Genomic DNA, 13,820 nt, shown 5'->3' on the forward strand with positions numbered 1-13,820 from the left:
AATCAATGGCAGAAGATCCCCCATCGACCGATAGAAAGGGAGCTATTACTCAAAACACCTCCAGCTCCACTGGCCCTTCCAGTCCGGACGGCATCACTTCCCATGTGGACGCGTCAAAAGGCTTGTAGTTGATGTTTACAAAATTGATTTCATGGTAATTTCTCCATTCTAAGCCTTTTTGGTCCATGTAGCGGATCCTATTGGCCATCAGGTTGGCTATTTGGATTTTTATTTCATTTTTTCCGTCCTTCAGGAATTTTCCTATGCGAAGTTGATAAGGGATACTCCAGGCATAGCCAGCTTCTTGACCGTTGATCCAGATCTTGGCACTTTCATGGACCTTTCCGAGTTTCAGTAGGTAGTGTTTGCCTTCAGCTTTTTGTAGGTCAAATGTGGTGCTGTAAGTGGCCTGTCCTGAAAACTGATCGGCTTTGTCGTCGCCTTTGGCCGTCCAAGGTTGGATGGTTTCGAAGGTCTGGTCTTGAGGAAGTTCCGGTCCACCAGCGTTAAAATGAAGCTTCCATGGCCCTTTGACAGGAATGGTTTTGGCTGCTTTGGTACGGTAAACCCAGGGGGCAGCAGCAGTAGCTTCCGCTGCTGAAGCTTGAAGAAGCAGGCTTTCTCCGGACTCCAAGTGTACTTTGACGACGGTTTTGCCCTCCTGGCGATGGCTTTTTGCCAATCCGCTTTCTCCCGTGAGCGGGTTCATCAGGAATATAGAAGAAGCCCTAACGTTCAGTGTGATTTCTTTATTGATGGTGTTGGCCGTGTGGTTGACCAGAAAGTAATACTTGTCATTGCCAACGGCCCGGCGGATAAATTGGAGACCGCTGTCTGCGAGGGATTCTCTTTCGATGGATTCGCTTTCCAGCGCTTGTCTGACGTTTGCATTGAGGATTACCTTGCCCTTTCCAGTGGCGGCTTCCCCTTGATCATTAAACTGAAGCTGATTCCAAGCGTCGGCCAGCTGCTTTTCTCTTTTTTCCACTTCAAAATGTCCCGGAACATGCTCGGGCACCGCTTCAAAGATCACCGTGGCACCTTCTTTGGCCAGCTGGATGGCCGCTTCCAAGGTTTGGACAGGGAAGTACTCCATTTTAGGGATCAGCAGTGCTTTGGCCGGAGAGGCTTCACCATGGGTAAGGATTTTCCCTTCTTGTACTTTGGCGTCACGGATGAGTTTATCGGATGCAAAGTCAAGCGCAAAGCCTTGTTTCATCAGCTCAGTAGTCTGTTCATAAAAAGCAGTTGGATGCAGCCAATCGTCGATATGGTGGACAGAAATCATTTTGAAAATATTGCCTTCTTCAGCCCATACATCATAGACAGGCCAGTAAACGATCAGCTCATTGTCAGGCTTCCCTGCCTGCAGGACAGATTGGCACCTGGCGATATAATCATTGAAGCTTCTGAAATGTGGCCAGAGGCTGTTTTGCTGGGTAAGGTTCAGGGAGGCGTAAAATAACCAACCTGGAAAATCAATGTCTTTAGGGGAATAAGTGACACCATGATAAAAAACATGGTTGATGCCAGCGAGGAAAGCTTGGTCCACCTCGGGCTTCATCTGAGAGAAGGAAGACTTGAAGTGTTCGCCCAGCCAGGTGAAGGTCTCGCAGGAGATCAGTGGCTTTCCGGCCAGGTGGCCTGCCGAGGAAGCAAACTTCAGCATGATCGGGTCGGGATCCACGTTTCGGATATCGGTACTGTCCCTTCTGAGCCCCGGTATCGGAAAATAGCTGGAACCAAAAGTCTCACATTCAGGGATGTCCACCGTTGCATACAGGTCTATCAGGTTGCCGGGGGAGCCATGGGCTTGGTTTTTGGTTTTCTTGCCCTTGCTGTGAGCCCATGCTGTCCAGTTTGCGGTAAAGTGCTCCAGGAGCAGTTCGTGGAGCGTCTGACGATAATCTGATTTGATACGTGCCACCTCTTCGTTGTTTTCTTTTCCAAGAAGCTGTGGCAAATAGGTTTTTAAGTCATAACCCCTTCGTTGCTGAAATTCCTCAAGGAAGCTCTTGGTGAAATTGGCACCATACACTTCAAAGCTGTCATTGTAAAAGGCCCTTATTCCGGGAATGTCCTCTCCAAAGGCTTTTGCGAAAACATCCAGGTAACTGTTAACTGCTTCTGTCGAAAAGTGATCCAAGGTATAGCCTTGTCCTCCAGGAGCGGCTCTTTTTACCTTTTGGCCTGTTTTGCCATTGTAGATGGCCATGATTTTCCAGTTTCCTTCTGCCTGCCAGTTCAGCTGCCCTTGAGCGGAGACTTGGCTGGTGATTTCTTCTACTTGTCCATTGTCGCCATAAGCCATGACAGCGATAAGCTCAGGACTGAGTTCAGGTCGTTTTTCATCCTCCCAAGTAAGGTCTTGTGAGAAAGTCCCTTGTCCACTATAGTCAAATTCCTTCGTGACCAATTTGGATGCAGCATGGCCGGGGTTGACAAATGGCCCTCCAAAAGGCCAGCCGGTTCCTTGGGTCAGGTCCACTTGCATGTCAAGGCTGTCCGATACATTGATGGTATACTTGAGCATTTCAAGCCATTCGTCAGACAGAAATTCCAGGTAGCGGTCTTCATGACCTTTTGCCCCATAGATGGGGGCGATTTCTACTCCGCCCAGTCCTGCATCTGCGTATTCATGCATCAGGTAGTTGAGGTTTTCCTTATCCACGGCATTGCCCATCCACCACCATCTTGTCCAGGGCTTGGACTGGTTGGTGATGGCTGGCCAGCTGTTCGGCGTTATGGTGGGTTTATTGGCGGCTTCTTCAGAAGGAGCCTGACATGAAATGGCCAGCATACAGGCCGCTGGTATTAGAAGTTTTAAAGTAAGTTTCATTGGTTATAATTGCTGATTGAAATATTGGGCATCCGTTCACCTTTTTCAGGTCGCAAAGGATTGAGAGCAAATGTTAACGATTCCTGCAGTACCATGAAGTGTTACAAGGTGAAAACCTCTTTTAGTGGAACACTTACCGGCGATTGGTCGGGATTGGTTTCCATAATGTCAGCCATGTATGCCCACCATTTTTGAACGATTTTGGTATTGCCCAAATCTTGGGAAGAACTGTTGCCGGCTACAGTTTGTACCGCAAAGAGGGTGGAGGTTTCCTGGTCCAGGTAAATGCTGTAATCCTGCACGCCACTGTCCTTTAGCAAGGTCACCAGTTCAGGCCATATTTCACGGTGCCGTTTTTCATATTCTGCCTCATATCCAGGCAGTAGTTTCATTTTAAAGGCAAGTTGTTTTGTCATTTTTTAAGCGGAATTAGTGTCCCAACTCCTAAGAAACATAATAATGCTGAAATAACTGTTATGATCTGACGGGTATAGGATACAGAGGAGAGATGTGACTGGTGGTGTTAAAACAAAAAAAGATCATGAGCAGTCCAAGGTTTTGCTGGACAGGATCAGTACCCTGGTAGGAAAATAGTTTCGATAGTTTGTTAGGTGTAGGATTTTAAGCTGGTTTGTTGGTTGGTTTTTATTTTGTCAAATGATTTATATGGTGGTTTTTTAATTTTTTAATCGAAGGTGCAGAACAATCATTCAAACGTTTGAAAAGAAGGGTTTACGGGATACTACAGCACAAGCATCAAGGACTTTTCCATTACTTTAGAAGAACAGGGAGTGATTTTCATCGAAATAGTAGGTATTGTGTTTTTACCTGGCAAATCGGTGAGAAAGTGCTCTTAATGGTGAAAGGTGGCTTTTTTGATAAAAGCTGATGTAATGAAAAGATCGGTAAATGAACGTTTGCCGGTATAAAAAACCCTAAAAAATAACCGATGAAAAGACAATTAACCCTTAAGAATCCATGGCAAAAGCGTGCACTTTTGTTCATGTCCATGGCCTACGGTGCTGTGGCGAATGCGGAGGAAATCCCCTTTCCTTCAGGTCATCTGGTCAATGATGATTTAGAAATCACTATTAACAATCTGGAAAAAGAAATTACAGGTACAGTAATCTCCAGTGAAGACAATCTGCCACTGCCTGGTGTGAGTATTCTGCTAAAAGGCACCGGGCGGGGCACCGTTACGGATATTGACGGCAGGTTTACCCTGGAAGTACCCGATGAGGGAGCTGTCTTGACGTTTAGCTCCATTGGATTTGAAACGCAGGAGATCACGGTTGGAAGCCAGACTACCCTGAATGTAACACTCCAGGTGGACATGCAGCAGCTGGGAGAAGTAGTGGTAGTTGGTTACGGTACTCAGAAAAAAGCAAATATTACTGGAGCCATTGCCCAGATGGAACCAGAGAATTTGACGGAGCGGCCCATTCAGCGGGTAGATCAGGCCTTGGTGGGTCAGATGGCTGGTGTAAGGGTGAAGCAGACGACAGGAGTGCCTGGCCAGGGATTTGATATTCAGATCCGAGGAGTGGGCTCCATTACGGCCAATAGCCAACCCTTGTATGTGATTGATGGGTTTCCACTGGAGGCAGCAGGAGGAAATCCCATGGATAATATCAGTCCTAATGATATCGAATCCATCCAAGTGCTAAAAGATGCTGCAGCAGCAGCGATCTACGGATCCCGTGCAGCGAACGGTGTGGTGATGATCAATACGAAAAGCGGTAAATCAGGCAAAGCACAGATCAGTTTAAACTCCTATGTAGGGGTTAACGAAACGGTTAAGAAGCTGGACGTGCTGGGGCCCACCGAGTGGATCGACCGGGCCACCGAGATGATCAATACGCAGTGGGAGCAGTCTGGCGAAGGCCGCAGCGCAGCGCAAAGCCTGGAAGAAAGGGAAGCCATCCTGGGTGGTTTTGATCGAAACTATATGTATGACGAGCGGTGGATGATGGAGGGCTACCCGGGGCTGATGCTGGTGGATTGGCAGGATCACCTTTTCCGTAAAGGGATAGTGCAGAACTACCAACTCAATGCATCCGGAGGAAACGAGAGCGTAAAATACTTTATTTCTGGGGATTACCTTGATCAGGAAGGGATTGCAGTAGGCTTGGACTATAAGCGTTATTCTGCCCGTGCCAATGTGGAGGTGCAGGCGAGTAATAAACTCAAATTTGGCTTGAACCTGAATCCTTCTTATTCCGCCTTGAATGACCCGGGTGTGGAAGGAAAGGATGCCATTACACATACTACTGTGGGCATGGCACCGGTGGTGGAGGCTGATGCCGGCCTCAATACAGGTGTAGGAGATACTCCGCTTTACACCTGGGCAAGTTCACGCTTAAGCCCGATTGCCTATGCCAAGGGGAGATTAAACGAAACGACGATTTTCAGAAATTTGGCCACAGCCTATGGACAGTACGATTTTATCGAGGGACTGGCCTTCAAGACCACGCTAAACGTGGACAATGTAGACCAGCAAAATAAAAACTACACGCCTGCACCGGTTACGCGAAACAAGCAGACAACGGGCGGTTTTAATGGCTACAGGAAATTAACTTTTGTCAATGAAAACACCTTGACCTTTGACAGGTCTTTTGACGAGGTACACAACCTGAATGCGGTCATCGGTATGTCGTACAATTTCAATAAGCGAAATACCTATACCATGGGAGGGAATTTTGATGTGGAAGGCATCACTACCCTCAATGCTGCAGTAATCAATGCGGGAAGTACGAATACCACCGAAACACAAAGCACTTTGCTTTCTTATTTTGGCCGTGTGCAGTACGATTACAAAGGGAAATACCTGATATCGGCTTCTGCCAGAAGGGACGGTTCTTCCCGTTTTGGCGATGAGACCAAGTGGGGCTTTTTCCCTTCCGTATCCTTGGGTTGGAGGCTTTCTGATGAAGAATTCATGAAAGACATGTCCTTGATCAGCGACCTGAAAATAAGAGGTAGCTGGGGTCTTTCAGGCAACAATGGCATAGGGGATTATTCACATATCGCCACTTTGGATTTTGCCAATTACTCTTATGGAGGAGCGCTGAACAATGGGTTGATTCCCGGTAACTTCCCCAATCCTGGACTGGGCTGGGAAGAGTCCGAAATGATGAACGTAGGATTGGACTTAGGTGTACTCCAAAACAGGATTTATGCTTCCTTCGATTACTATACCAGAAAGAACACCAACCTGTTATTGAACATTCCTGTGCCCTCTGCTACAGGATTTACCACGGCACTGACCAATATCGGAGAAGTGATGAACAAAGGCTGGGAACTGGAATTGACCTCAAGGAATATCACAGGGCAATTTGAGTGGACGACCAATGTCAACCTCAGTCATAACAATAATGAGGTAAGACAGCTCGGACCAAACAACACCCCTATTTTGGGCGGAAGCTTTGATATCAACCACCGCATTACCATGGTGGGGCAGCCGATGAATACGTTGTTCCTGGTGCAGAATATTGGCATCCTGACGCAAGAGGAGATTGATAATGGTGCGGCCTTATATGGCAACCAGGAAGAAGGGGATCCACAGTATCTGGATGCTAATAATGATGGGGTCATTGATCCTGATGATAGGATTTTGTCCGGTAATCCCAATCCGGATTATATCTGGGGCATTACCAATAATTTCCGGTACAAGGGCTTTGACCTGAACATCCTGGTTCAAGGCCAATGGGGAGGGTTGATTTATTCCACTTTTGGCCGTGCGATGGACCGTCCAGGTATGGGCTATGTGGAAAATACCCTTGGAAGACACCGCAACAGATGGCGGTCTCCTGAAAACCCTGGTGATGGTGAGACCGGAAAAGCCGTGTCCAGCTTTGGCCGGATCAAAAATACCGACTGGCTGTATCCGTCTGATTACTGGAGAATCAGGAATATTACGCTGGGCTATGACCTGGGCAGGATCATTGCCAACGAAAAATTGCTTTCCGGAGCAAGGGTTTATATGACAGCGGAGAACTTCTTTGGTGGGGACAAGTACACTGGTGGATTTAACCCCGAGGCGGTAAATAGCGACGGGGATGATTATGGTGCATTTCCACTGTCCAAATCAATTGTGTTTGGTGTCAACCTGAAGTTTTAACCCAAAATAACAAGAACAATGAAAAAGTTGAATAAACTATATATCACGCTGATTGGTTTGGCCACTGGAGCAATGGTTTCCTGTGAAAGCAAGCTGGACCAGTCGCCCATATCTTCTATCGGCTCAAATGCCTTTTATCAGAATGAATCAGATTTCCTGAAAGGACTTACAGGTGCTTACAATGGGCTGAATTCCTATCCGATTAATCATTTTGAATTGAGTGAAGTCCGCTCGGATAATATCTATTCCCCCGGTACCGCAGGCGTTAGGGATTACAACCTGATCAATAATTTTAATACGAATCTAGCGACAGCGGGGATTATGAATTCCACTTGGAATGGCCTGTACAATAATATTATGCGCGCCAATACCATTTTGGACAACCTAAGCCCTGATGTGCTTCCGGATGAGGCGGTGAGGAGTAGAATTGAGGCCGAGGCGAAGTTTCTGAGAGGTTTGTACTACTTTGATCTGATCAGGTTTTACGGTAAAGTCCCGCTTTTTGACCGACCGGTGACACCATTGGAAGCATTGGAAATTCCACGCAGTCCTGTAGCGGATGTTTATGGGCTGATCATTTCAGATTTGGAATTTGCGGTTGGCAATTTGCCGGATGAATATACCAGTGCAGGCGATTTGGGACGTGCCACTTCACATGCAGCCAGAGGCATGCTGGCCAGGGTATACATGACCCGTTCTGGTACACAGCTGCATCCTGATGGCCCCGTTCTTGGTACAAACGAATGGAGTCAAGCGTTGACCCTGCTCAACGAGGTAATTAACAGTGGCCAGTTTGATTTAGTGGATAGCTATGAAGATATATTTGCTTATGACAATGAAAACAATGAGGAGATCATTTTTGATATCCAGTTTTTGAGTGGTGGACTCGGCGTAGGCGGTGAGTATGTGCAGTATCACTATCCAGAAGCGTTTGCCCGTTCCAATGGGATTCCTTTTGCAGGCGGGACCTTCCCGGATGCCCCCAAGACTGTTTCGGCAGACCTGATGGGGTCTTATGAAACCAATGATGTGAGAGATGATTTCTCGGTTTGGATAAATTACACCGATGCCAATGGCAATACCGTTCAGGATAGGTTTATCAAAAAGTATCTTGATTTGGACAACTTGGGCGTAGACCGCTTTGACTTTGAGCTGAACTATCCCGTCATCCGCTATGCAGATATCCTGTTGATGAAAGCGGAAGCCCTGAGCAAAAGTGGCGGTTCCCAAGCAGAAATCGATGAGATTGTCAATGACATCCGGGAGCGTGCTGGTGTCAGCACCACGCTTACCAACGTTACCTATGAGCAAATCATGGAAGAACGAAGGAGGGAGTTTGTCGGAGAAGGCCTGAGATGGCATGACCTTGTGCGCTCGGGAATGGCCATCGATGTGATGCTGGACTGGATCGAAATGGATGATTCGGGCAACAAGATTTCTACTGACATCACCTCAGACGACCTGATCTACGCCGTTCCGATCAACCAACTGGATGTGAAGGAAGGGCTGTATGAGCAGAATCCCGGCTATTAGGAGTACAAAGTATAAGGTACGAGGTAAGAAGACAGTATCAAGTAGCTAGATGCAAGTAGCAAGATGTCTCTTCCTCTCCGCCGCGGAGGGGAGGTTAGGTTGTATTGGAGTGAAAAACAATAATTAATCCGGTCTACACTAATCATGGATGTATACATGTAAAGTGGAAGAGGGGATTATTATGAAAGCCATCCGTTAAAGACGGGTGGCTTTTTAATGAATAGATTAAAATAGCACATTTATGAAACGAAGGGATTTTCTGGGATATACAGCAATGGTGCCGGTTATGGGGCTTTTTCCATCGTCATTGGAACCACTGCTCCGTCGGGATCCAGAATCAGCATTTGCCAGCCGGCTGGAGCCATTACACCGTTTATTGGAGACAGAAGGATATTATGTATGGGGCACAAGCCCCATCTATGATGCGGTCGGAAAAGTCCACGTGTTCTATTCACGCTGGAAGGCGGAGTACGGTATGGGTGGATGGATCCATCAGTCGGAAATTGCCCATGCAGTGGCCGATCAGCCGGAAGGGCCGTATACTTTTCAGGAGGTGGTGCTTTCTCCAAGAGGAGGGAATCACTGGGATGCGACTACCTGCCATAATCCGCATATCAAGGAAGTGGGAGGAAAGTATTATCTCTTTTACATGGGCAATCACAATAAACGTACAAATACCAAGCGGATTGGATTGGCCACAGCAGATTCCCTGGATGGCCCCTGGAAACGGCCGGATGAGCCGCTCTTGGAAGCGGGAGAAGAAGGGAGCTGGGACGATCATTGTACCACCAATCCTTCCTTTGTACAGCATTCTGACGGCCGCTGTTTTCTCTATTACAAATCTTGGAACACGTACGAATACGAGCATTATACTGATCCTAAAATCCGGGGCAATAGAAAATACGGCTTGGCGATAGCCGATCAGCCGGAAGGGCCATACCGTAAATATGATGGAAATCCGATCATCAATTATGCCGATAAAGGAGACAATATACAGGCTGAAGACGGCTTTGTCTGGTACCAAGACGGCAAGTTCCGGATGCTGATGCGAGACATGGGGATTTATAACCATCAGTATGGATTATACCTAGAGTCCGAAGACGGGATTCATTTCAGTGATCCGCCGGAGATTGCTTATTATGAGACCGACCATTATTTCAGCCAACCACCAAAACCTGGCCATTTGTCAAAATATGGCCGGTTTGAACGGCCACAGATTCTCTTTAAGGACAATAAGCCTGACTACCTCTTTTTGGCCAGTCAGGGCGGGAAGTTCATGACTTCAAGTACCTATCTCTTCAACATAAAAAGCTAAACCATCATGCATCAGTTAAGGACTGACAAAGCATTATTTACATTACTGCTCATCTGCTTTTTTATAGGCGGTATCCATCAGGTGATGGGACAGGGATATTGGCACGACATCCCCAGAAAGCTGCGTTACTCGCCAAGTGGGCAGGATTTTGTGATCGAAAATGGCGAGCGTAGGTTTAACCGTGCCCTATACGGCTATCATTCTGACTTTCGCACAGAAGCGGGCGACCAGCCACTGTTTTCCTTTTATTTGCCCGGTATGGGTGGGCATTTTAGACTCGGTGTCCAAGTAGGTGATCAATCCAAATGGCTGCATGAGTCATCGCAAGTGAAGGCTAGTTATAGTGCAGGCATGATGAAGTATTCCATCACCGATCAGCTATTGGGAAATGGCGTGATCAGCATTAAGGTAATGCCATTGCGTGAGCAGGAAGGGGCAATTTTTAAAGTTGAATCGGAAGGGCTGCCAGCAACAGCCGAATTGATCTGGGTGTATGGTGGCGTCACCGGCAAGCGGTTTCGAAGGATGGGTGATCTTGGTGCCGATCCACCATCTGTATTTGACCTGACGGTAGAAAAGTGCCAGGGCAATGAAATAATGGTGAATGGCCAGAATGAGTTGGAGTTATTTTATGGTGAGACCAAAGATGGTGCTCCACGGCCAAAGATGCTGGGGTCTTTTCCTTTGAATGCCGAAATCCGTTCCGCTGCACCTCAAATGATGGACCGCCCAGCTGCCCTTTGGGATTCAACGGTGGAGGATGCACCTGTTTTGGTAGGCAAGGTGCCTGCAGGGAATACTCCCCATTACTTTGCGATCTACAGGCCCGGTTTTCAGGATTTGCCTTATCAAGGATTAGCAGAAGCCTATTCACAAGCAGATGGGGCAAGAAAGCAGCTGGCCAATCGCATCCAAGTGAAAACTCCTGATCCCTACATCAATACTGTGGGTGGAGCATTGGGCATAGCAGCAGATGCGATTTATGATGCGCCAGCTTATGTGCACGGTGCGGTGGCGTGGCGGATGCCCTTGCCGGGATGGAGGGGCGCCTATGTGGCCGACTGGATGGGCTGGCATGATCGTGCCAAGACCCACTTTGATGGTTACCTGGCGTCGCAATATTTGGAACCGTATGGAAGTAGAAATGATCCAGATACTGCTAAACATTTGGCTCGTCAAGTGGAGAAAACGGGTAAATCTATCTTTAATCGAGGCTATATCAGCCGACGTCCCGGGGAGCCGTCTTCACCGCATCACTATGATATGAACCAAGTGTTTTTTGACCAGTTGGTCCGTCATTTTGATTGGACAGGAGATGTGCGTTATCTGAAAAAAGTATGGCCTTCCATTGAGCGGCATTTGGCCTGGGAAAAAAGGAATTTTGATCCAGACGGTGATGGGCTTTATAACGCCTATGCGAGTATCTGGGCAAGTGATGCACTTCAGTACAATAGCGGAGGCGTGGCCCATGCATCGGCCTATAATTATTTTGCCAATAAGAAAGCAGCAGAGCTGGCATCGTTTATTGGTGAAGATGGTGAAAAGTATGAAGCCGAGGCAGGTCGCATCCTCCGGGCAATGAATGAGACGCTTTGGTTACCAGGTGGTTGGTATGCAGAATACAAAGATCTTTTGGGACCAAGGAATGTACATCCGCAAGCAGGTGTGTGGTCCATTTATCACACCATTGACAGTGAAGTGCCGGATCCTTTTCAGGCCTGGCAGATGACCCGATATGTGGATACGCAAATTCCACATATCCCCTTGGCAGCAGATGGCCTGAACGAAGGGGAATACCACACTCTTTCGACCACCAATTGGATGCCTTACACGTGGTCGGTAAATAACGTGGCCTTGGCAGAAGTGCTGCACACAAGTTTGGCCTATTGGCAAGCGGGAAATACCAATGAAGCGTTCAGGTTATGGAAAAGTGCCCTGCTGGAAAGTATGTACTTGGGCGGCAGTCCCGGGAATTTTCAGCAGCTGTCCTTTTTGGATGCAATGAGAAGTGAGCTTTACCGTGACTTTGCGGATGCAGTGGGCATGGGGGGCAGATCGTTGATAGAAGGGCTGTTTGGGGTAAAACCGGACTTGATGAACAAGCGATTGGAGATCAAACCAGGCTTTCCTGCCGAATGGGAATATGCTTCCCTTAGCACACCAGATGTGGGAATTGACTTCAGGCAAAAGGACGAAGTGGATCACTATGAAATCACTAATCGGTTTGGAAAAGAGGTTGTATTGGAATTGGTCGTAAGGGCAAAATCAGCGGGGATCGAAGCGGTAAAGGTCAATGGCAAACCTGTAGAATGGAAGCTTTTGGAAAATCAGGTGGGCAAGCCTGCCGTTTTGATCAAAACACCTTTGGGAGAAAATAGTCGCATTTCGATAGCATGGCAAGGAGAGGCATTGAAGGCCTTGCGATTTCCCAAGGAGGTCACCGTTGGTGAAAGCTTGATCATGGAATGGAATGACGCTGAAGTGCTGAAATTACATGATCCGGAGCAATTGTTTACGGCCAATGAAATAGTAGATGGTGGATTTGAGGCCAGTGTAGGCAGCCAAATTGGGGACAAGACCTTCTTCGCCAAACTGAAGCAAGGAGAAATGACCTGGTGGGAGCCCATCGCCGTTAAGGTGTTGCCAAGGTTAGAAATTACGGCAGCCGACAATCAATCTCCTTCGGCATTGGCATTTTCGGTCTCGAATCACCAAGAGGAAGAAATGCCAGTTTCCATTGTGGTGAATGGAAAGGCCTGGAAAGCGCAAGTTAACCTGGTTTCGAATAAGGCGCAGGAATTTACCATCCAAGACCTTTCCCTGCTCCAAACGGGCACTAATGAAGTGGCAGTCTACGATGGAGAAACCCTTTTGGCCCAGCAAATGGTGATCAATTGGGAATTGGATGCTTTAGCAAAAAACCTTGAGACGGTGGATATTTCTTCGGCGATGAATGATAAGGTGACCGCAATTTTCAGGAACGAATACCTAAGTCCCAGGTCCCCGTATCCGACTTTGCAAATACCAGTTCAGGGCATGGGCGATTGGGCATCGTTTGGCGCATATATGGACATTGATGACCGTGGTTTGCGTAAGCTGGCCGGGGAAAAAGGGCGGTTTGCACTTCCCCAGGGAATTCCTTTCGCCACTTCCGGTGACAGCAGTGAAAATAATATCCTGTTTACCGCGCTTTGGGACAATTACCCGGACGGTGTGCGGGTGCCTTTGTCCGGGAAGGCCAGTCATGCTTATCTATTGATGGCTGGATCCACCAACCACATGCAGAGCAGAATGGAAAACGGCCAAGTTGTCATCCATTATAAAGACGACAGCAAGGATGTCCTGTCACTGCGCAATCCTGAAAGTTGGTGGCCGATCGAGCAGGATTATTTTATTGATGATCATGCATTTGAAATAGGAGTTCCGAGGCCTGTCAGAGTACACCTGAAAACGGGCAAGATCAGCCGCAAGGTCCATGACAATTATGAAGCAATTGATCACTTTACCGAATACGCCATTGATGGCGGTGCCGCTACTGTGTTGGATTTGCCCTTGGATCCTGAAAAAGAGCTGGATCATCTGGAGGTAAAAGCGACGACGATCGAAGTGGTGATCGGTTTGATGGCGGTTACGTTGGAAAGGGAGTGAAGGAGTATTAAGTAGTGAGTAGTGAGACTTGAGACAAATTCCTCTCCGCCGCAGCAGGGGAGGTTAGGTGGGGTAGATTGGAGCAGACAAGTACAATTCGTTATGCATGGTTGTAGCTCTCGCTAAAGCAAAAGTCCGGGGAGTTTGAAAGGAATCGGTCTAAAATCCCATCTAGGGAAAGAGCAGTTATTACAGATCAGTCACGAACATAAGGAGGTTGGATTATTTAAGCCCTCTGAGATGGATATCTTAAAAATGCCCGCAGGTTATAAAAATTCCATACGTAAGGGGCTGGAAAAATTATCCACTATTGACTTCCGCTAACCTGCCAATTTTCCAATTTTCCAATCTTTAAATCTTTCAAT

General features: G+C 47.5%; 6 protein-coding genes. 4 read left to right on the forward strand and 2 right to left on the reverse strand.

Going from position 1 to position 13,820, the window contains the following annotated elements; translation table 11 throughout:
- Window positions 1-49: 49 nt before the first annotated feature.
- On the reverse strand, window positions 50-2,839 hold the full coding sequence (locus FKX85_RS07730) for a glycosyl hydrolase (protein ID WP_141614185.1): 2,790 nt from the start codon (window positions 2,837-2,839) through the stop codon (window positions 50-52).
- Between the two features lie 101 nt (window positions 2,840-2,940).
- Window positions 2,941-3,255 carry an L-rhamnose mutarotase gene (gene rhaM, locus FKX85_RS07735; protein ID WP_141614186.1) on the reverse strand — a complete coding sequence of 105 codons (315 nt, stop codon included), beginning with the start codon at window positions 3,253-3,255 and terminating at the stop codon, window positions 2,941-2,943.
- 533 nt (window positions 3,256-3,788) lie between these two features.
- On the opposite strand from rhaM, the gene FKX85_RS07740 reads away from it, so the two are divergent.
- The 4 genes from FKX85_RS07740 to FKX85_RS07755 all read left to right on the forward strand — a co-directional run bounded on the left by FKX85_RS07740 (window position 3,789) and on the right by FKX85_RS07755 (window position 13,455).
- A complete protein-coding gene (locus tag FKX85_RS07740) occupies window positions 3,789-6,959 on the forward strand; it encodes a SusC/RagA family TonB-linked outer membrane protein (RefSeq protein WP_141614187.1) in 3,171 nt (1,056 codons plus the stop codon).
- Window positions 6,960-6,977: 18 nt separating this feature from the next.
- Window positions 6,978-8,492 (forward strand): RagB/SusD family nutrient uptake outer membrane protein, encoded by a 1,515-nt coding sequence (locus tag FKX85_RS07745; protein WP_141614188.1) that lies wholly within the window; start codon window positions 6,978-6,980, stop codon window positions 8,490-8,492.
- Window positions 8,493-8,733: 241 nt separating this feature from the next.
- Window positions 8,734-9,807, forward strand: coding sequence for a glycoside hydrolase family protein (locus tag FKX85_RS07750; RefSeq protein ID WP_141614189.1), 1,074 nt, complete (start codon window positions 8,734-8,736; stop codon window positions 9,805-9,807).
- A 6-nt stretch (window positions 9,808-9,813) separates the two neighbouring features.
- Window positions 9,814-13,455: a DUF4450 domain-containing protein gene (locus FKX85_RS07755; protein WP_141614190.1), complete on the forward strand. Its 3,642-nt coding sequence runs from the start codon at window positions 9,814-9,816 to the stop codon at window positions 13,453-13,455.
- The last annotated feature ends 365 nt before the right edge of the window (window positions 13,456-13,820 follow it).

It is taken from the genome of Echinicola soli (assembly GCF_006575665.1).
Classification (GTDB): Bacteria; Bacteroidota; Bacteroidia; order Cytophagales; family Cyclobacteriaceae; genus Echinicola; species Echinicola soli.

Excerpts from the sequence above, each read along its gene's own strand:
- FKX85_RS07755 (WP_141614190.1), top strand. The coding sequence starts at position 9,814 with ATGCATCAGTTAAGGACTGACAAAGCATTATTTACATTACTGCTCATC.
- rhaM (WP_141614186.1), bottom strand. The coding sequence starts at position 3,255 with ATGACAAAACAACTTGCCTTTAAAATGAAACTACTGCCTGGATATGAG.
- FKX85_RS07745 (WP_141614188.1), top strand. The coding sequence starts at position 6,978 with ATGAAAAAGTTGAATAAACTATATATCACGCTGATTGGTTTGGCCACT.
- FKX85_RS07750 (WP_141614189.1), top strand. The coding sequence starts at position 8,734 with ATGAAACGAAGGGATTTTCTGGGATATACAGCAATGGTGCCGGTTATG.
- FKX85_RS07730 (WP_141614185.1), bottom strand. The coding sequence starts at position 2,839 with ATGAAACTTACTTTAAAACTTCTAATACCAGCGGCCTGTATGCTGGCC.
- FKX85_RS07740 (WP_141614187.1), top strand. The coding sequence starts at position 3,789 with ATGAAAAGACAATTAACCCTTAAGAATCCATGGCAAAAGCGTGCACTT.